This window comes from Allobosea sp. P4_E12 (genome assembly GCF_056401655.1).
Window position 1 is genome coordinate 1 of record NZ_JBFUIY010000060.1, and the last position, 18,145, is coordinate 18,145.

General features: G+C 65.7%; 16 protein-coding genes and 2 pseudogenes. 11 read left to right on the forward strand and 7 right to left on the reverse strand.

The window, feature by feature from the left end; genetic code table 11:
• Nucleotides 1-202: pseudogene (locus AC1DW9_RS34345) on the forward strand (IS630 family transposase); the annotation flags it as partial.
• On the opposite strand, the gene AC1DW9_RS34350 reads toward AC1DW9_RS34345, so the two are convergent.
• Both AC1DW9_RS34350 and AC1DW9_RS34355 read right to left on the reverse strand, forming a co-directional pair.
• Nucleotides 185-823 carry a 6TM ABC transporter family protein gene (locus AC1DW9_RS34350; RefSeq protein WP_476777364.1) on the reverse strand — a complete coding sequence of 213 codons (639 nt, stop codon included), beginning with the start codon at nucleotides 821-823 and terminating at the stop codon, nucleotides 185-187. The pseudogene AC1DW9_RS34345 and the gene AC1DW9_RS34350 overlap by 18 nt on opposite strands.
• Before the next feature lie 1,033 nt (nucleotides 824-1,856).
• Nucleotides 1,857-2,531, reverse strand: a complete 675-nt coding sequence (locus AC1DW9_RS34355) for a hypothetical protein (protein ID WP_476777365.1) — start codon at nucleotides 2,529-2,531, stop codon at nucleotides 1,857-1,859.
• A 267-nt stretch (nucleotides 2,532-2,798) separates the two neighbouring features.
• Between AC1DW9_RS34355 and AC1DW9_RS34360 the strand changes: the two genes are divergently transcribed.
• Genes AC1DW9_RS34360 through AC1DW9_RS34375 form a run of 4 tightly spaced genes read left to right on the forward strand, consistent with a single transcriptional unit; the run spans nucleotide 2,799 to nucleotide 5,415 of the window.
• A complete protein-coding gene (locus AC1DW9_RS34360) occupies nucleotides 2,799-3,437 on the forward strand; it encodes a lysophospholipid acyltransferase family protein (RefSeq protein ID WP_476777366.1) in 639 nt (212 codons plus the stop codon).
• Complete coding sequence (locus AC1DW9_RS34365; protein ID WP_476777367.1) at nucleotides 3,434-4,384, forward strand: phosphatidate cytidylyltransferase; 951 nt, start codon at nucleotides 3,434-3,436, stop codon at nucleotides 4,382-4,384. Before AC1DW9_RS34360 ends, AC1DW9_RS34365 begins: the two co-directional genes overlap by 4 nt.
• The gene (locus tag AC1DW9_RS34370; protein ID WP_476777368.1) at nucleotides 4,381-4,770 is read left to right on the forward strand and encodes a hypothetical protein; all 390 of its coding nucleotides are present in this window, start codon (nucleotides 4,381-4,383) and stop codon (nucleotides 4,768-4,770) included. The genes AC1DW9_RS34365 and AC1DW9_RS34370 overlap by 4 nt, the downstream gene beginning before the upstream one ends.
• Nucleotides 4,771-4,773: 3 nt before the next feature.
• A complete protein-coding gene (locus AC1DW9_RS34375) occupies nucleotides 4,774-5,415 on the forward strand; it encodes a CDP-alcohol phosphatidyltransferase family protein (RefSeq protein ID WP_476777369.1) in 642 nt (213 codons plus the stop codon).
• Nucleotides 5,416-5,551: 136 nt separating this feature from the next.
• Here the strand turns inward: AC1DW9_RS34375 and AC1DW9_RS34380 are convergent, their stop codons facing one another.
• Complete coding sequence (locus AC1DW9_RS34380) at nucleotides 5,552-6,757, reverse strand: ABC transporter substrate-binding protein (RefSeq protein WP_441492813.1); 1,206 nt, start codon at nucleotides 6,755-6,757, stop codon at nucleotides 5,552-5,554.
• Nucleotides 6,758-6,809: 52 nt separating this feature from the next.
• Nucleotides 6,810-7,709 (reverse strand): alpha/beta fold hydrolase, encoded by a 900-nt coding sequence (locus AC1DW9_RS34385; RefSeq protein ID WP_476777370.1) that lies wholly within the window; start codon nucleotides 7,707-7,709, stop codon nucleotides 6,810-6,812.
• Between AC1DW9_RS34385 and AC1DW9_RS34390 the strand changes: the two genes are divergently transcribed.
• The 5 genes from AC1DW9_RS34390 (at nucleotide 7,691) to AC1DW9_RS34410 (ending at nucleotide 11,830) form a co-directional block, all read left to right on the forward strand.
• A complete protein-coding gene (locus AC1DW9_RS34390) occupies nucleotides 7,691-8,401 on the forward strand; it encodes a MarR family winged helix-turn-helix transcriptional regulator (protein ID WP_476777371.1) in 711 nt (236 codons plus the stop codon). The genes AC1DW9_RS34385 and AC1DW9_RS34390 overlap by 19 nt on opposite strands.
• Nucleotides 8,402-8,541: 140 nt before the next feature.
• Nucleotides 8,542-9,177, forward strand: a complete 636-nt coding sequence (maiA, locus tag AC1DW9_RS34395; RefSeq protein WP_441492810.1) for a maleylacetoacetate isomerase — start codon at nucleotides 8,542-8,544, stop codon at nucleotides 9,175-9,177.
• 155 nt (nucleotides 9,178-9,332) lie between these two features.
• Nucleotides 9,333-9,584 carry a hypothetical protein gene (locus tag AC1DW9_RS34400; protein ID WP_476777372.1) on the forward strand — a complete coding sequence of 84 codons (252 nt, stop codon included), beginning with the start codon at nucleotides 9,333-9,335 and terminating at the stop codon, nucleotides 9,582-9,584.
• A gap of 189 nt (nucleotides 9,585-9,773) precedes the next feature.
• Nucleotides 9,774-10,490 (forward strand): response regulator, encoded by a 717-nt coding sequence (locus tag AC1DW9_RS34405; RefSeq protein ID WP_476777373.1) that lies wholly within the window; start codon nucleotides 9,774-9,776, stop codon nucleotides 10,488-10,490.
• Entirely contained in the window at nucleotides 10,487-11,830 is a 1,344-nt protein-coding gene (locus AC1DW9_RS34410) for an ATP-binding protein (protein ID WP_476777374.1), read from the forward strand. Before AC1DW9_RS34405 ends, AC1DW9_RS34410 begins: the two co-directional genes overlap by 4 nt.
• An 83-nt stretch (nucleotides 11,831-11,913) precedes the next feature.
• On the opposite strand, the gene AC1DW9_RS34415 is transcribed toward AC1DW9_RS34410, so the two are convergent.
• A complete protein-coding gene (locus AC1DW9_RS34415; protein WP_441492806.1) occupies nucleotides 11,914-12,246 on the reverse strand; it encodes a YciI family protein in 333 nt (110 codons plus the stop codon).
• Nucleotides 12,247-12,369: 123 nt separating this feature from the next.
• The gene (locus tag AC1DW9_RS34420) at nucleotides 12,370-12,549 is read right to left on the reverse strand and encodes a hypothetical protein (protein ID WP_441492805.1); all 180 of its coding nucleotides are present in this window, start codon (nucleotides 12,547-12,549) and stop codon (nucleotides 12,370-12,372) included.
• A gap of 444 nt (nucleotides 12,550-12,993) precedes the next feature.
• Between AC1DW9_RS34420 and AC1DW9_RS34425 the strand changes: the two genes are divergently transcribed.
• On the forward strand, nucleotides 12,994-17,772 hold the full coding sequence (locus tag AC1DW9_RS34425; RefSeq protein ID WP_476777375.1) for an autotransporter-associated beta strand repeat-containing protein: 4,779 nt from the start codon (nucleotides 12,994-12,996) through the stop codon (nucleotides 17,770-17,772).
• Between the two features lie 215 nt (nucleotides 17,773-17,987).
• Here the strand turns inward: AC1DW9_RS34425 and AC1DW9_RS34430 are convergent.
• A pseudogene (locus tag AC1DW9_RS34430) lies at nucleotides 17,988-18,145 on the reverse strand (IS5/IS1182 family transposase); the annotation flags it as partial.

Below are 18,145 nucleotides of genomic sequence, written 5' to 3' on the forward strand. Positions count from 1 at the left end.
GGTCGAGGGCTTCTTCGCCAAGCTCACCCGATGACGGCTGAAGCGCGGCGTCTTCCRCTCGATCGTCGACCTCCAGGCCGCCATCAATCGCTTCCTGGCCGAGACCAACGCCGATCCGAAGCCCTTCTCCTGGACCGCTGACCCCGACAAAATCATCGCCGCCGTCAGGCGTGGGCACCAAGCGTTAGATTCCATCCACTAGCCCAAGAATTACTAGATTTCCTATGCTATTTGTAAGATTCATAAAGAAATTCATTGAGAATTTCAGTGCAAAAATACCCATGTTGAGATGGAATATTATATTCAGATCGTCTTTTCTCGGGATCAGTTCGTCTGCCTTGCTTATGGTAAGAATATCCATTCCCACTTTTCGTAGAAGCACTATCCGACCTTCGACCCTCGCATTGATCGCACGTTGTATCAGCGGCACAATGAGGATCTGTGGCGCGAGAATGGCCGCGCTGACCATGGCCAGTCGTGGTTCCAGAATTGCAAGATAGGTGAATACGCTAATCAGGAATCCAATTTCCACGACCGGCGTGCTTACGCTGGAGCCGACGAATAGGCCGACGTCATCACTTTCCGCTATTATTATAGACAGCCCGATAGCGTCGCTGCCGCCTTGCCGAGCCTCGGCGGACCGATTTGCAAGTCGAGCCTCGATCGCAACGCGAAGGGCACGGGCGGCGCTTTCTCCAATCCAGGCCCGATAGAGGTTCATGAGGAGCTTCAGGAGGCCGAAGCAAACTGTAATGGCGGCTTGAGCGGCGATGAGTAGTAGAATCAACCTGATCGGTCCGCCCTTGACGGCGGTATCAATCACTCTCCTCTGGAGCTCGATCGGCGCGGTATTCAACAGAAATACCGCAACAGAGATTAGCGATACCCACAATTGATGCCAGCCGCCAATTCTAAATACGAACTTGAACAGAGAATTAGGCAATAATTCAACGGAATCTGAGATAATCCCCGAAGATAATGGCCGACTAAACATAGCTTTCTGCCAAATCGAGAGCGAAGGAGGGGGCGACCGTCATTCCATCGAATTTAACCTTGTCGAATCCTACTTTCCGCCTTGCGGGGCAATTGTTTTGCCAAGACCGTTCATCACTGCGCTGCGCTTTCGGCGGCTCGGACCATTTATAGCTAAGCAGGGAACTATTTTTTTGACCTGCATCAAACCAAACGAATGCGGTCAGCTTTTCGAACCGGCGAAACCAACGGCGAAGGCTGCTTCACCAGAGAACTTGGATTCAGGGCGTCGTAGACGCAAAAGACTTTTATCATCTATTTCTAAACGGCGGAATCGATAACGCGGCATCTGGCCATGCCACTCGTAATCCCGGTTAATCCCGCTTACGCTCTGCCGTTGCCATATGACCCTTCGCTTCACTCCGGGCATGGAGCAAAACTACCCGAATGTCGGCTTCCTGGCGATAAGCCGAGGTCTGCTTCCCATCCATCTCGGTCGTTGCGCTCGCATCGCAGCGCCCCGTCGACCTCGCGCCAGTTACGGACGCCGGATGACCACCCGGAAGCGGACGCTCGCCGCTCCATGCTGAGCCCGCACGGTTCGGGCCATCTCCTATTTCCTGGGAACGCGCGGCCTGAGCCGACACCAGCCACTGCGCAAACGCCAGGTCGACCAAGGAGGCTGGCAGAGCCGCGATGCCATTTCGACGTCCCACCTTGCCTTCGTTCTCATGGCGTGGCCGTGGCTCGGGCCTGGCTTGCGCCGCCGAGGAGCGCCCGCTCGGCTGGTCAGCCTGTCGCCATCAGCCCGCGGTCGTGGATCGCGGCCGCAACGGCGGAGCGATCCGGTCGCCTCGCCAGGCCGGCGGCCCTCCGAGCGCCACTCAATCTGCCAGCATGCAATCCGCCAGGCTGTAGCAGTGGCTTGCCTGGTAGGCGTTCCGCCCTCGGTTCATATGCGTCAGATTGAAGGTTCGAATGGCAGCCAGGACGCGGCGCGCCGCAAGGAAACTGCGGATCGAGGCGGAGCCCCGCACATTGATGCCAAAGATGTCTGCGCCACGCGGGAAGAAATAGCTGACATCGTCTGGCGTCGTGACGCAGCGCTCGAGAAAGACCTCGTCCACCTGGCCCTGTGCAGGAGATTGGTCCGTGGCGAAATCCGAAAGATGCACCAAAAACCGCGCACGGATGCCGTCGCCGTCCGCATAGAGGGTAAAAAGCTCCATCCAGCTCGCATTGACGCGGACGAGCGGCTTGTCGGACGTCGACGGCAGACAAGACACCGACCAGTAGCGGCGCTCGCTCTTGCGCGGGATGGGGATGCAGTTCTGGCCGTAGAGCCTGAGAATCTCCAGAACGTCCTGTGCCTGCGGGCGACGCAGCAGCTTTTGAAATCGCGTGACGTACTTGAACCGCAGCTCGAGGGAATCCGAGCGCTCGTCAGCGTCGCGCAGGTCGGCCTTGCCCTCTATCCAGTCGCGCTGCTCCCCGAGATCCAGAAACTGGCGCAGACCCGTGGTGCCGCGGCGCGGAGTCGTGCTCACGTCAGGTGCCATGCGAGATCCATCCGTGCCGGTATTGCAGGGGATTTTGCCCGATCATGGACCAGGCTCCGGACAATCCATGACCGTAGCCGACGTCGGCACTAATCCCGAGGGAGCCCATTGCCGATCGCGCGGCTTCCTCATTGCGCCCAACCATGCGGTGAGATCCTCCTTCGCGAGCCCTGGTGAGCGAGTGGCAGGCCCGCCCGATCGAAGCCGGCCGTCGACAGGGGCGCAATTGAGCGCTACGTCAGCAGGAAGACGGGGTTGGGAATTGAGATGCGCGGAGCTGGGATAAGCTTGGCAGGCACGCTCATTCTGCTGTTTGCCCGCTTCCTCACCGCGGTCCGCGGACAATGGCACGGCGTGGCGCCGAGCGACGAGCAGCGGATCTACTTCGCCAACCACGCGAGCCATGGCGATTTCGTCCTGATCTGGACGGTGCTGCCGCGCCGACTGCGCCTGGCGAGCCGGCCGGTCGCCGGCAGCGACTACTGGCTGAAGAGCCGCCTTCGGCGCTTCATCGGCCGCGATGTCTTCAACGCCGTCCTGATCGACCGCGAGCGTCCGAGCCGGACGAACGACCCGATCAGCCTGATGACGGATGCGCTCGATGCGGGCTCCTCCCTGATCGTCTTCCCGGAAGGCACGCGCAACAGCACCCCTGCCCCGCTCCTGCCCTTCAAGAGCGGGCTCTTCCACCTGGCGCGCGCCCGGCCGGAGATCGTGCTCGTGCCGGCATGGATCGACAATCTCAACCGCGTCATGCCGAAGGGCGAGTTCGTGCCGATACCCCTGATCTGCACGGTCACCTTCGGGGCCGCGCTCCAGATCGCCGAGGGCGAGACCAAAAGGGATTTTCTGGCGCGGGCGGAAGCCGCCCTGCTCGCCCTCTCGCCAAAGGCCGGCGCGCCATGACGATGCCGCATCCCGACCTCGTGGTGGTGCTGGCTGGCCTACTCTGCGTGCTCGTCGTCGCCTCTGCGATCGGCTACGCGCTGGAGCGCAGGCTGTCGCCCGATGGCTCGCATGCCGTAATCGAGAACCTGAACCACCGGATCCGCGCCTGGTGGGTCATGATCGTGCTGATGGGGCTGGCGCTGATCGGCGGCAAGGCCGGCGTGACCTTGCTCTTCGCCTTCTGTTCCTTCGCGGCCTTCCGGGAATTCATCACGCTGACCACGACGCACCGCGCCGACCACTGGGCGCTGGCGGTTGCCTTCTTCGTCGTGCTGCCGCTGCAATATTATCTCATCTGGATCGACTGGTACGGCCTCTTCTCGATCCTGATCCCGGTCTACGCCTTCCTGCTGATGCCGATCATCGCCGCACTGCGCGGTGATACGGACGACTTTCTCGTGCGCATCGCCGAAGTGCAGTGGGCACTGATGATCTGCGTCTTCTGCACGTCGCATGTGCCGGCGCTGCTGAGCCTCGACATTCCCGGCTTCGAGGAGCGCAACGTGCTCCTGATCGCCTATCTCGTCATCGTCGTGCAGATGAGCGATGTCCTGCAATATGTCTGGGGCAAGCTTCTCGGCCGCACCAGGATCGCGCCGAACCTGTCGCCTTCGAAGACGGTCGAGGGCTTCATTGGCGGCGGGCTCAGCGCGGTGGCGGTGGGCGCGGCCCTGTCCTGGATGACACCGTTCACGCTGCTCCAGGCGGCCTTCCTGTCGCTCGTCATCGTCCTGATGGGCTTCTTCGGCGGGCTCGTCATGTCGGCGATCAAGCGCGATCGCGGCGTCAAGGATTGGGGCCACTTGATCGCCGGCCATGGCGGGTTCATCGACCGGCTCGATTCCGTGGTGTTCTCGGCTCCGATCTTCTTTCATCTGGTCCGCTGGGGGTGGTCGACCACATGACCCTTCCCGTCACCAGCCTGATGCGAAGCAGCCTCGTGCACATCGCCTTCGCCTTCGTCGCGATGGGGAGCTGGGCGGCTTTCGCCAACCGCGCCCATCCGATGCCGGCGCCGCTCCAGGCCGGGTTGATCCAGGGCGCGCTGTCGGCGCTCATCACCCTGCTCCTGAAACGCGGCATCGAGGAACTGGCGAAGCGCTTCTCCGGCCTCGCGGCCCTCCTGGCTCCGCCCGTGATCGCCGGGCTTGTCTCGGCGAGCCTGCTCACCGTGATCCATACGCTTGGTGGCACGCCGGAAATCGTCAGGACGATCGCGGTGCCGTGGACCGTCGCGACCAGCTATGCGGCGCTCTACAATGTCTCGCTCTGGCGCAGCAGGAAGGCCTGAACCGTGGCGCAGGACGATAATCGACGCCCGCTCGCGAGCCGGGATTCGGGCTGGGCCCGCTCGATCGCGCGCAGGCTGAGCGCGGCCGCGATCACGCCGAACCAGATCTCGATGGCGAGCATGGTGATGGCGGCCTTTGCCGGCGCCGGCTTCTGGCTTGCGGGCCTGGCGGATACCGGGTTGCGCGCAGCCCTGCTCCTGGCGGCTGCGCTGTTCTGCCAGCTCAGGCTGCTCTGCAACCTCTTCGACGGAATGGTGGCGATCGAAGGCGGCAAGCAGGCACCCGACGGACCGTTCTGGAACGAGTTCCCGGATCGCGTCGCCGATATCCTCATTCTCGTCGGCGCCGGCTACGGGGCCGGGATCCCGGCCCTGGGCTGGGCGGCGGCCGGGCTTGCGGTGCTGACCGCCTACACGCGCGAGCTCGGTCGCGCCTGCGGGCTGCCGGCCGATTTCTCGGGCCCGATGGCCAAGCAGCACCGCATGGCGGTGATCACCGCAGCGGCCGTCTTGTCCCTCCTGGAGCCGCTTTGGCGCGGCCATAACGAGGTCCTGGTCTTCGCTCTCTGGCTCATCGCGGCTGGCGCTGCCGTGACCACGCTGCGGCGGGCCGCACATGTGGTCCGGGCCTTGCGCGCGCGCTGAGCGCGCTCACGATCTCGCTCGACGCCGTCCCCGACATTCCCCGACGACCGAAGCGGGACGATACCGGCTGGCAAGGCCCACAGGTGCATCGTCTCAATTACAATAGAGGTGACTTCAGTCGCCCGGCCGCCCGCAGCTATTTCGGAAGCAGCGGGCACTTGCTCTGGGAGAGCGGCCAGACGGTTTCTTCCGGCGCAATCGTTCGCACGATCTCGAAATAATCCCACGGCCCCTTGGAATCCGCCGGCTTCTTGACACGGGCGAGATACATCTCGCGCAGCACGCGGCCATCTGCGCGGATCGTCGCCCCCTTCGTGAAAGCGTCGTTGATCGGCATCGCCTTCATCGCGGCGGCGACCTTGTCGGGATCGTCGGTGCCGGCCTCGTTGATGGCCTTGAGGTAATGCCGAACGGAGCCGTAGACGCCGGCATGCAGCATCGAGGGCATCATCCCGGTGCGCTCCATGAACTGCTTCGACCAGGCGCGCGAGGCGTCATCGATGTCCCAGTAGGACGCCGTGGTCAGATACGTGCCCTGCGTCGCCTTCAGCCCCAGGCTGTGGACGTCCTGCAGGAAAAAGATCAATGCCGCGAGAGACTGGCCTTGCTCGGCCAGACCGAACTCGCCGGCCTGCTTGATGGCATTGACCGTGTCGTTGCCGGCGTTGGCGATGCCGATCACCTTCGCGCCGGAGGCCTGGGCCCGGAGCAGGAACGAGGAGAAATCGGCATTGTTCAGGGGATGACGAACCGCGCCGAGTACCTTGCCGCCATTGGCCTCGACAACGTCGGTCGCGTCCTTCTGCAGCTGATGACCGAAGGCGTAGTCGGAGGCCAGCATGAACCAGGTGTTGCCCCCGGCCTTGACGACCGCCGACGCGGTGCCGCGCGAGACGGCATAGGTGTCATAGGTCCAGTGGAAACCGTAAGGCGAGCATTGCTCGTTGGTCAGCGCCGTCGTCCCGGCACCCGAATACATCACGATGCGCTTCTTCTCCCGTGCCAGCGATTGCACCGCCAGCGCCACCGCCGAGTTCGGCACGTCGACGATCGCATCGACCTTGTCGATGTCGAACCACTGCCGCGCCACCGTGGTGCCGACATCCGCCTTGTGCTGATGGTCGGCCGTGACGATCTGGATCGGCTTGCCGAGGACGGTTCCGCCGAACTCCTTGACCGCCATCTCGGCCGCGACGACCGAGCCTTTGCCGGTGATATCGGCAGTCACTCCGGCCATGTCGGTCAGGACGCCGATCTTGACGACATCGTCGCTCACCTGCGCCTCGGCGGCGGTCGTGCAGGCGAATGCGGTCAGGGCTCCGGCCAGTAGCAGCGTCTTCATGAGTGTCCTCCCAGGACTGGCCCGCTTGCTGCGGGTCGTTTGAAACAGGGGTTCAGAGTTCCCGCCCGGCCAGCCAGAGGAGCAGCCGGTCCGCGATGGCGTCGCTGTTGTCTTCGATCATCGGCATGTGGCCGTTGCCGGAGATGCCCTCGTCCGGCAGCCACAGGAACTCCGCCCCCAGATAGCGGGCGGCCGCCTCGTCGATCGCGCGCGGATGGCGTGGATCGTGATCACCGGTGACGATCAGGATCGGCGTCCGAGCCAGCGCGGCCGGGTCCGCGATCTGCAAGCCGCGCCCGCCGATGTTGAAGCGCTCGTTGAACAGCCGCGCGCTCTCCGGGACAATCGAGAGCCGATACTGCTCGAAGGCCTGACGCGGAAAGCGCGGAGCGTTGGCCCAGAAGCTCCGCATGAACGCCTCGCCGACCACGACCGGCCTGTCCTCGGGCAGCATGACCGGGCAGCCCAGGCTGACGTCGTCCCTGAGCTTTGCAATCGCTTCCGGATCGTCGGGCAGCACGGGGAGGATGTTGGCCGGCGCGCCCGGCGCAACGCCGATCACGGCGGCGACCGCGCCAGGGGCCCGCTCCGCGATCCACCACGCCATCGGCCCGCTGGCGGAGTGGACCAGGAGGACGGCCGGCCCGACCATCTCCACAAGGGCAAGAATGGATTGCGCGATCTCGCGGGTCGACAGGGTCGCCAGATTCCCGCACGCCGGCGAGCGGCCGTGGCCGGGCCAGTCCACCACGAAAACGTCGCGCCTCGCTGCCGCGAAGCGGGTCGCCCAGCCCTGGCGCCCGTCCGGCGTCGCGAGATAGCACTGGCCGGTGTGACAGCCGCCATGGACCATGACGACGGGCAAGCGCCTGGGCTCGGCTATCGCGGCGATATGGTCGACATAGATCGGCAGCGATCCGGTTGCAGCGAAGAATGCTCGCCCGAACGACACGCCTGTCGCGGCGGGGCGAGCGCTGGCGGGAACCGGGATATCCATGCGATCCTCCCCCGGGACTGGGCGGCATCGCCAAGTCCTTTCATTGCCCGGAATGCTACGACTGCGATGTCATGACAGCAACAAAAAAGTCTCATATGAGACGAAATTCAGAAGCGACGGACCTGGAAGCGACGGACCTGGAAGCGACGGACCTGGACGTGGCCGGGGTGGGTAGCGAGGAGGGCCTGCGCGCGATGCTCGGAGGCACCGAGATACCAACGGCCTACAGGATCGGTTACATCCTGAACTTCTACCGCGAGCCGTCATTCCGGCGGATCGAGGCCGAATTCGGCCTGACGCGCCCCGAGATCGTGATCCTGCTGGCGCTGCATTCCCGCGAAGGCATCACCGCTGCCGAGTTCTGCGAATTCTCGGGTCATCTCAAGGCGGGCGTCAGCCGTGCGGCCATCGCGCTGGAGAAGAAGGGGCTGATCCGACGTCTGACCGATGAAGCCGACAGCCGACGTCAGCGGCTCTTCCTGACCGATCCCGGCCGAGCCCTGTATCAGCGCTACATTCCGGCGTTGAAACTTCGCGAGGCGGCGATGCTGTCCTGCCTGTCCAAACCAGAACGAAGACAACTCGATCAGCTGCTCGACAAGCTCGCCGCCCATGTGCCGGACTGGGGTTCGCTTTCGGAGCTATAGCGTCTCCCGTTACCGCCAGCTTTTGCGGGTCGGACAAGCGGCGCTGGCAGCCTATGTACTGGCCATCATGTATATAGCCGGCGCCACCTGGTTTCGATCAAGGCCGGGCCGTCATCGTTCCGCGTCGAGGGGGAGGCAGGATGAAACTCTATACCTATTGGCGGTCCACCTCGTCATACCGCGTTCGCATTGCGCTCGCGCTCAAGGGGCTCGAAGTCACGCCGCGCTTCGTTCATCTCGTCCGGAACGGCGGAGAGCAACATGGCGCGAGCTATCGCGCGCTCAACCCGCAAGGCCGGTTGCCGGCACTGGAACTCGACGACGGCACCATCCTGACCCAATCGCCCGCCATCATCGAATATCTCGAGGAGACCTGTCCGGCTCCGGCGCTCCTCCCGCGCGACCCGGTCTTGCGTGCGAAGGTCCGGGCCGTCGCAGCGATCATCGGCTGTGACATTCATCCCCTCCACAACGTCGCGCCGCTGTCCTATCTCAGGCAGAATCTTGGGCAGGCCGAACCGGAGGTTGCGGCCTGGATCGCCACCTGGATCGGACAGGGGCTCGGCGCCGTCGAGGCGCTGATTGGCGACGAGGGTTATTGCTTCGGCCCCCTGCCCGGCCTGGCGGATATCTACCTGCTGCCCCAGCTCTACGCAGCGCGGCGTTTCCAGGTGCCGATCGACCATTGCACGCGCATCCTGCGGGTCGAGCGATTGTGCAACGAGCACCCTGCCTTCAGGAGTGCCCACCCGTCGATGCAGGGCGATGCCGAGTAGCTGGCCCGACATATCGTCAAGGCGCCAGTTCCGCCCTGCGCCAGATGCGGAGGATGCGCTCAGGGATACAAACGGAAACACTCCAGCAACATCCGTTCGGCACTGGGGCCACAAACGCGACCTATCCGGCAGGCTCACGCAACGTCGGAGCGCCTATGCCGGATATCCCTTCACCCTTGCGGCCGGGCTCGTCGCTGCGGCGCGCGCTCGGGGTCATCGCCGCCGCTGCCATGTGGGTGAGCCTGGTGTTTTTGCGCATCTTCGGGGCCGACACCGCCGACACTGCCTCTGCCTGCAGTCGCATGGTCTATCGCGATCCGGTGACGGGGCGGGAGCAAGCCATCGGAGCCGTCCGGATCGCTGCGGACGGCACGATCCGATGCCGCGATCTCGCCTATCGGCCTTAGATCATCGGACCGGATATCGTATCCGGTCCGATGATCTAACCAACTGTGATTGCATCGGCTTTGCCCCGAAAACCGCAATCCACTTTTCCGGCCGATGCTTCGGCCCTGCCGATGCTTTAGCCACGATGACGGCTGCGGGGGAGCTGAGCCTCCGATATGCTCGCATCGGTTGAAACCTGGAAACCTGACGTGAGCGCATCGGCGCATATCCTGATCGTCGAGGACGATCGCGAGATCAGCACGCTGGTCGCGCGCTACCTCGCGCAGAACGGCATGCGGACCTCGACCGCGCGCGACGGGCGCGAGATGGACCGGATTCTGCGGGACGGCAGGTTCGACCTGATCGTGCTCGATCTCAATCTCCCCGGCGAGGACGGGTTCTCGATCTGCCGGCGGCTGGGCCTGACGACGCAGCTGCCGATCATCATGCTCACCGCCCGCAGCGAGGATATCGACAGGATCATCGGCCTCGAAATGGGGGCCGACGATTATCTCGGCAAACCGTTCAACCCGCGCGAGCTCCTGGCCCGCATCCGGGCGGTGCTGCGACGACGGTGCGGCGGACAGGCCGATCCCGACGAGCTTCCCGGCTCGTTTGCCTTCGCGGGCTGGACGCTGAACGCCAATAACCGCGAGCTGACCAATCCCGACAATGTCCGAGTCGCTGTCACCGGCGCCGAGTTCGATCTGCTGCGGGTGTTCTGCGAGCGGCCCGGGCGCGTGCTCGCGCGCGATGCCCTGCTCGATCTGACGCAGGGGCGCCCCGCCACCCCGTTCGAGCGCAGCATCGATATCCTGATCAGCCGGCTGCGCCAGAAGATCGAGCGCGAGCCGCGCGAGCCCGAGCTGATCAAGACGATCCGCTCGGGCGGATATCTCTTCACGCCCGCCGTCGCCCGGCAATGATCCGCCCGTTTCGCCTGCCCGCGCGGATCGGCAGCCAGATCGCGCTGCTCGTGATCGGCGTCATCGGCCTGCTCTATCTCGTTCTCTCCGTCACCCTGGTCTGGCAGGCGCCCCGCGGCAGACCGGGGCCGCCAGCCTATGAGAGCGTGGCGACGATCGCGAAGCTGCTGGCCCGGACGCCGCCTGAGCTGCGCCAGATGGTCGTCGAGACCGCGAACACGGCCGACCGGCGCTACCGGTTCACGCTATCGGCCAAGGACCCCGCCCCCTTGCCAGCGCAGCCGCATCCCTTCGCCGCGGAGGGCATGGCGCAGCGCCTGGGCGAGGGTTTTGCGGTGCAGCCGAACCCGGTGCCTGACGGGGACAGGCCGCCGCAAGGCTATGCGATCCGGCTTCCCGACGGCACGGGCCTCGATGTCGAGATCGCGCCCGGTGGAATGGGGACACCGCCACCGCGCCCCATCTCCATTCTGGTGGTCGCCACGATCATCGTGCTCGGGCTCAATATCGGCGCGCTGACGCTCTGGGCCTCGCGCGGCATCACGGCGCCGCTCGCGCGCTTCGCCTCGGCTGCCGAGGAGTTTTCGATCGACCGCGATCCCTCGCCGCTGCCCGAGGAGGGCCCCCTCGAAGTCCGCACCGCCGCGCGCGCCCTCAACCGCTTGAGGGACCGTATCCATGCGCTGTTTGCCGACCGCACGCGCATGCTGGCGGCGATCAGCCACGACCTGCGGACGCCGATCACGCGCATGCGCCTGCGCGTCGAGTTCATCGAGGACGCTGTCCTGCGCGCTCAGTTCACCCGCGATCTGGAGCATATGGGCACCATGGTGCAGGGCGCGCTGTCCTATCTGCGCGATGTCGACCGGCGCCAGAAGCGCGGTGCCGTCGACCTTTCGAGCCTGCTCCAGACCGTCGCGGACGAGTTCAGCGATATCGGCAAATCGACGCGCTACGAGGGGCCGCGACGGCTCGTCGCGACGGGCGATGCCCAGCAGCTGGAGCGCGCCGTGACCAATCTCGTCGAGAACGCGGTGCGCCATGGCACGCAGGTGATCATCCGCCTTCGCGACGAACCCGACGCCCTCCTGATCGAGGTGGCCGACGATGGCCCCGGTATTCCGGAAGCCGATCGATTGCGCCTGCTCGAACCCTTCATGCGCGGCGACGAAGCCCGCGGGCGGATCGATTCAGAAGGATTTGGCCTCGGCCTCGCCATCACCCGGTCGATCGCGGCCGCCCATGATGGCGAGCTCAGCCTGCACGACAACCAGCCGCGCGGCCTCTTGGCCCGGATCAGCCTGCCGCGCCATGCCGCTGCGGCCTCGACGAGCGCCTGAGCGCTTACACCTTTGCCCGGCCGTGCCGCGACTATCCCGTGGAACCGAACGGGACAGTCATGGCTGCAGCGCGACGTGCCGTTTCATGAGCGCTGCTCGAGCGGCCACACCTCGACGACACCATGGGCCACGGCGCAGGGCGTTCGTGAAACCATAGCGATGGCCTCGGCCAGATCGGCGGCTTCGATGATGGCAAACCCCGCCACCGGCAATGACGACGTCATGAATGGGCCATTGGCCGTTTCAACCTGGGCAGCGTCGGGATTGCGCACCTGCACGGGAGCGCCCGCGATACCCATCAACACTCCGCCCTTCCGCAGCGTCGCATCATGGGCGTGGGCGGCGTCTCGAACGGCCACCGGGGTACGGTCGTAGCCCTCACGGTCTCCATACCCGATCGTCACGAATGTCGGCACGGGTCGCCTCCTCCAACGGGCCAAAGCATCGGCCGCAAGAGCGGATTGCGGATCTCGGGGGAAAGCCGATGCAAGCAGGAAGGGTTGGATCACCGGACGCGATACGATGTCCGGTCCGCTGGTCTAGCGGAGCTTGGCGATCCCGATGCCATCCTGTTTCGCGCGGTCCTTGATGGATTCTTCGCTGCGCGTCATCGCCTTCGAAATCGCCTTCAGGGCCATGCCCTTCCTGGCGAGCAGCTTCAGCTTCTCCAGTTCCTCATGGGTCCAGGGTTGGCGATGCCGTTCAAATCTCTCGGCCACGATCTGCTCCTGCTTCGCCGGGACATCTCCCGTATTCGCGCCCACTATAGCAGTGATGGCGAGGAATTTGGCCCCACGTGTCGATGGAAGCCGAGCCCATCCGGCCGCTCGGCGTTAGAAGTTGGGTCTCCGCCCGAAAGCAGACCTCTGCGCCGCCGCGCGTCACTGCCGGAAGCGACCCATCTGAAACATTCGCGATGTCTGCTTCCGAGCAAGCCGGCACACTGCATGGCTGCGCGGGCGACTAGACGCATGGGGTTCTGCAATGGCTGCTTTTCTGGGAGGCGTGATAGCTGAGGGTTCGTCCGTCCTCGTTGCTGAATCGCCGCGGGGCGCGACAATGCCGCAAGGTCAGAAAGCAGGTGCATCACGATCTTAAATCGCTAAACTGCACAGGTTGCGTCGCGGGCTAATGGCGACGGCCTATGCCTACCGTGAGAGCCTATGATCTCCTGCCTACGCCGCGCCCTGCGCGAGACGACATCCTTCACCGCCCCATCCGTGCTCGCAACCGGCGTCATCGCTGCGGGGCTGTGGCATAAAATGATGCCTTCGAGGAGCCGTGACGTCGCCGCCAATACGCTATCGCGTTGGCGGGGTGCGCTGGTGGACACAACGATGGTGAGCGGTCTGGCGCTCGCCGTCGCTGCCACGCCTGTGATGGCCCCCGGCACGGCGCATGCGGCGGACTGGCTGGGCAGCAGCGGAAACTTCAACCTCGGTTCGAACTGGGCTGGCGGTACCGTGCCTACGGATACGGCGACCTTCACGAACAGCCCGACGGCAGAGCGAAATGTCACCGCGTCCGGCGGTTCGCTCACGCTGCTCGAGTACAACAACAACGCGCTCGCCTACACGCTGTCGACAGCCCCCGGCTCGGCTCTGTATGTCACCAACGTCACCAATAATTCGACCTTCGAGCAGACGCTGTTTGCAGGAGCGGCGGGCGGGTTCATCATCTCGGGCACGGTTACCGGCCCGATGGCGCTCATTGCGGATTCAGACGGCGCGATGCAGTTCGGCGCCGGGAGCTCGGCGGCGGGCTCGCGATTTATTGGCCAGGGCGGATTTCTGAATTTGGCCATGGGCGCCGGTGATACGCTGTCGATCGGTTCGATCGAAGGCACCGGGATCATACGACCCGGGGGGGCGGCACCAACTCTGTCGGTTGGCGGCCTGAATTCGGACACCGCCTATGCCGGCGTGATCCAGGGTCCGGTCAGCCTCACCAAGGTCGGTACCGGCGGCCTGACCCTGTCCGGTGCGAACATCTATACGGGTTTGACGACGGTTTCGGCGGGCACGCTCACGGTCGCCAACGCCAGTGGCCTCGGCGCGGTTTCCGGCGGAACGACGGTCGCCTCGGGTGCGACGCTCGCCTTGACGGGCGGTATCACCGTCGGCGCCGAGGCTCTGACGCTTTCGGGGACTGGCGTGTCGGGGGGCGGCGCTCTCACCAGCTTGAATTCTGGCGCGAACGCCTTCCAGGGCGCGATCTCCCTTGCGGCATCCAGCAGCATCAATGTCCAGAACCTGAGCTCGCTGAATCTTTCGGGCGGCATCACTGGATCCAACACGGATCTGACGCTTGGCGGCTCCAGCAACAATGGCGGCACCATCCGTGGCGTGATCGCCATCGGCTCCGGCTCGATCACGAAGTCCGGCTCCCAATGGACCCTGGCAGGCGCCAACACCTATTCCGGCCTCACTACCGTGAATTCGGGCAGCCTGTTCGTGACAAACAGTCTCGGTCTCGGCTCGACGGCGAACGGAACGGTGGTGGCATCGGGCGCGTCCCTTATACTCGGCGGCAGCGTCAACATCGTCGGGGAGGCGCTCACGCTCTCGGGCAGCGGCACAGGTGGTTTCGGCGCCCTGCAAGCGGGCGGTGGTACGAACACCTATGGCGGAGACATCACTCTCGCCGCCGACAGCCAGATCAACGCCGGCCTTTTGACCTTTCCAAGTACGTTGACCGTCTCCGGCGGCATTACCGGCTCGGGCCAAAACCTGACCCTCGCCGGCCCGGGGACAGGGACCGCATCCGGGGTGATCGCTACGGGGACAGGCGGGCTGACGAAGATAGATGCAGGCACCTGGACGCTCACCGGCGCCAACACCTATACCGGCGCAACCACGATCAATGGGGGCACGCTGATCGTGAACGGCTCGCTGGCTTCGTCCAGCGTGAGCGTCGGCAGCGGCACGACGCTTGGCGGTTCGGGTTCGATCGCGGGAGCGGTGACGGTCGCCTCCGGCGGAACGCTGTCGGCCGGCAACAGCCCGGGCACGCTCACGGTAGGATCGCTGGCGCTGAATGCCGGCTCGAACACCGTGTTCGAACTCGGCACCCCTGGAGTCGCGGGCGGCGCGACCAACGACCACATCATCATCAACGGCAGCGGGGCGGCCGGCAACCTGACGCTCGGCGGCACGCTCACGGCCAATGTCGCTTCGGCCGGCTATTATCGCCTGTTCGACGTCACCGGCGGCGGCACGATCAGCGGCAGCTTCTCGTCGCTTGCCCTGACCGCGCCCAGCGTCGCGGGCGCGACCGGGACGGTCTACAGCATGCCTGCCGGCCTGCCGCCGCAAGTCAATCTTGCCGTGCTCGGGGCCGGCCAGATCCTGCAGTTCTGGGACGGCGCCGACCAGACCGGCAACGGTGCCGTCGATGGCGGCACGGGCACCTGGAACGGCGGCAACACCAACTGGGCGGTGGCGCCGGGCGAGGTGGGCTTCAATGCCCCGTGGCTGAGCTCGGTCGGCGTGTTCCAGGGCATAGCCGGCACGGTGACGGTGTCCGGCACGCAAAACTTCGACACGCTGCAGTTCACCAGCGACGGCTATCTGCTGACCGGAGGTTCTCTCGGCCTCGGCGTCGCCGGTGGCGGCACGATCAACACGGCAGCCGGCGTCACCGCTTCGATCGGCTCGGCCATCATCGATGGCGTCGGGACCAGCCTGACCAAGGTCGGTGCCGGCACGCTGGCGCTGTCCGGCGCCAACAGCTATTCCGGCGGCACGCTGCTCAACGCCGGCACCCTCGCCGTCGGATCGGCGAGCGCGCTCGGCACAGGCACGCTGCAGATGGCGAGCGGGACGACGCTTCGTGCCAACGCCCCTGCTCTCACGCTGGCCAACGCCGTGGCGTTGTCGAGCGGCACCGCCTTCGTCGATACCGGTTCGTTGGATTTTGGCCTGGCCGGCGTCATCAGCGGCGGGGGCACGCTCTCCAAGACGGGCGCCGGGGTCCTGACGCTGTCGGGGACCAACACCTACTCCGGCGCCACCTGGATCCAGCAAGGCACGCTACGGATGGGCGGGGTGGGCGTCCTGCCGAACCAGACGGCGGTGCAGATTTCGGCCGGGGCGGTCTTCGATCTCAACGGCATCGCCCAGACGGTCGGCTCGCTGTCCGGCACGGGCGACGTGCTCCTGGGTGGCACGACGCTGACCGCCGGAGGCAACAACAGCAGCACGACCTTCTCCGGCACGATCTCGGGCGCGGGCTCGCTGCTCAAGACCGGTACCGGCACGCTGACGCTGAACGGAACCAACACCTACACGAGCGTGACCCAGGTGTTCGGTGGCAGCCTCGTCGTCGACGGCTCGGTCGCGACGCCGGTGATCGTGCATGCGGGTGCGACGCTCGCTGGCTCCGGCTCGGTCGGCGCGACCACGATCGGCGGCACGCTTTCGCCGGGCAATTCGCCGGGGACGCTGACCGTCAACGGCAGCCTCGTGATGGGCGTCGCCTCGACCTATATCGCCGAGGTGCAAGGCATTGTCGCGGACCGGGTCAACGTCACCGGAACGGCCTCGCTGGCGGGTACGCTGCGGATCGTGCCGCTCGGCGGCGCCTACAGCTTCTCCGCACCCTACACGCTGCTCTCGGCAGCGGGCGGGCTCGGCGGCACGCGCTTCGGCCCGGTCGACACGACCGGCTCCTTCGGCGACGGTGTCACCCCTGCGGTGAGCTACACCGGCAACGACGTGCTGCTGACGCTGACGCCGAAGCCGCTGGCGCCAATCGTGACGCCGACGCTCGGCGTCACAGCGCCGCGCAACGCCGCCTCGGTCGCTTCGGCCATCGACAGTGCCGTGGCCAATGGCGTCGACCCGTCCGCGCTGTTCGGGATCTACAACCTGCCGGCGGCGGCGATCCCGGCGGCTGTGAACTCACTCTCGGGCGAGGTCCATACGGCGGCGCCCGCGATGGCGCATGTCGCTTCAGACCAATTCCTGCGCACCATGCTGGACGGCTCGGGCAGCGGCCGGCTCTCAGGAGCGCCCGGCGGCCCTGCCGGCGTGGCCGGCTTCACAGCCGACCTGCCATCGAGGCAGGATGGGCCGGGACGCCCGACCTTCGATCCGGCGCGCTTCACGCTCTGGGGCGCGACTTTCGGCTCGACCGGACGAACCGACGGCGACCGGGTCGTGGGTTCGGTCAACCGCAACCTCTCCGATGCACATGTCGCGGTCGGCGCCGACATCCGGCTGGGCTCCAGCACGGTCATGGGCGCCGCAGTCGCGGGTGGCCAGTCGCGTGCCTCGCTCTCGGGCGGGCTCGGCAAGGCGCAGGCCGATGTCTTCCAGGCGGGTCTCTACGGCCGCACCACGCTTGGCTCCGTCAACCTCGCCGGCGCGCTCGGCTATGCCCGGCTCGACACCGCCACCAGCCGCGCCATCCCGGCGCTGGGCCGCACCGGCGTGGCCGCCTCCTATGCGACGCAGGCCTGGTCCGGCCGGATCGAGGCGAGCCTGCCGGTGGCCGGCTGGGGTGGCCTGACGCTCTCGCCGCTCGCCGCCTTCCAGGCGGTGCGGGCGAACAGCCCGGCTGCGGTCGAGCGCGACGGGATGGGCGCGACCGCCGGCATGCTGACGCTGCCGCGGCGCATCGACATCACCAGCCGCAGCGAGCTCGGCCTGCAGCTCGACGCCAACCTGATCGCGGGCGCATCTCCCGTCACCGGCTTCGTCCGCGCCGCCTGGGCGCATTACTACCAGCGCGACGGCGACCTCACCGCCGCGCTCAACGGCCTGCCCGGCGCGAGCTTCGCGGTGAGCGGTGCCAGGCCCGACCGCAATGCGGCGCTGCTCGCGGCGGGAGCCGATATCAAGCTCAGCCAAACCGTCAGCCTCGGCATGCGCGTCGACTCGGAGCTGTCCGGGAACACGCAACGTGTCGGCGGCACTGCCCAGCTCAGGGTGAATTTCTAAGAAACCCGCGACGGCGCCAGCGCCGATCGAGCGGCCGAGACGCGGCCGCTCGATGTTGTCCAGATGATCGCTTCGACGCCACGCAATGTCAGCTATCGGCACGTCGCCGAACGGCCGCTCCCCACCGAGGCCGTGTGCAAACGCGCTATTGGGATGCCTGAGGTGTGCGCCGCGTCGTCTGCGGGTGAAGTTGGACGAGAGTCGCGGCGACCCTTTCAGGTCCGCATCGCCAGAATGAGCGGCCCAGCGCCAAGGATGGCGATCACTCTCTTCAGATTGTAGGCCAGGACGTGGAGGCTCATCTCCGTACTGACGTTTTTGAGGGACTTGGTCTTGAAGTGGGTCGCTCCCATCCAGGCCTTTAAGGTTCCGA

Bases quoted from the DNA above. Each gene is read 5' to 3' on its own strand.
- AC1DW9_RS34400 (WP_476777372.1), top strand. From the start codon at position 9,333: ATGCCGGATATCCCTTCACCCTTGCGGCCGGGCTCGTCGCTGCGGCGC.
- AC1DW9_RS34360 (WP_476777366.1), top strand. From the start codon at position 2,799: ATGCGCGGAGCTGGGATAAGCTTGGCAGGCACGCTCATTCTGCTGTTT.
- maiA (WP_441492810.1), top strand. From the start codon at position 8,542: ATGAAACTCTATACCTATTGGCGGTCCACCTCGTCATACCGCGTTCGC.
- AC1DW9_RS34380 (WP_441492813.1), bottom strand. From the start codon at position 6,757: ATGAAGACGCTGCTACTGGCCGGAGCCCTGACCGCATTCGCCTGCACG.
- AC1DW9_RS34425 (WP_476777375.1), top strand. From the start codon at position 12,994: ATGATCTCCTGCCTACGCCGCGCCCTGCGCGAGACGACATCCTTCACC.
- AC1DW9_RS34370 (WP_476777368.1), top strand. From the start codon at position 4,381: ATGACCCTTCCCGTCACCAGCCTGATGCGAAGCAGCCTCGTGCACATC.
- AC1DW9_RS34365 (WP_476777367.1), top strand. From the start codon at position 3,434: ATGACGATGCCGCATCCCGACCTCGTGGTGGTGCTGGCTGGCCTACTC.
- AC1DW9_RS34355 (WP_476777365.1), bottom strand. From the start codon at position 2,531: ATGGCACCTGACGTGAGCACGACTCCGCGCCGCGGCACCACGGGTCTG.
- AC1DW9_RS34390 (WP_476777371.1), top strand. From the start codon at position 7,691: ATGCTCGCCCGAACGACACGCCTGTCGCGGCGGGGCGAGCGCTGGCGG.
- AC1DW9_RS34410 (WP_476777374.1), top strand. From the start codon at position 10,487: ATGATCCGCCCGTTTCGCCTGCCCGCGCGGATCGGCAGCCAGATCGCG.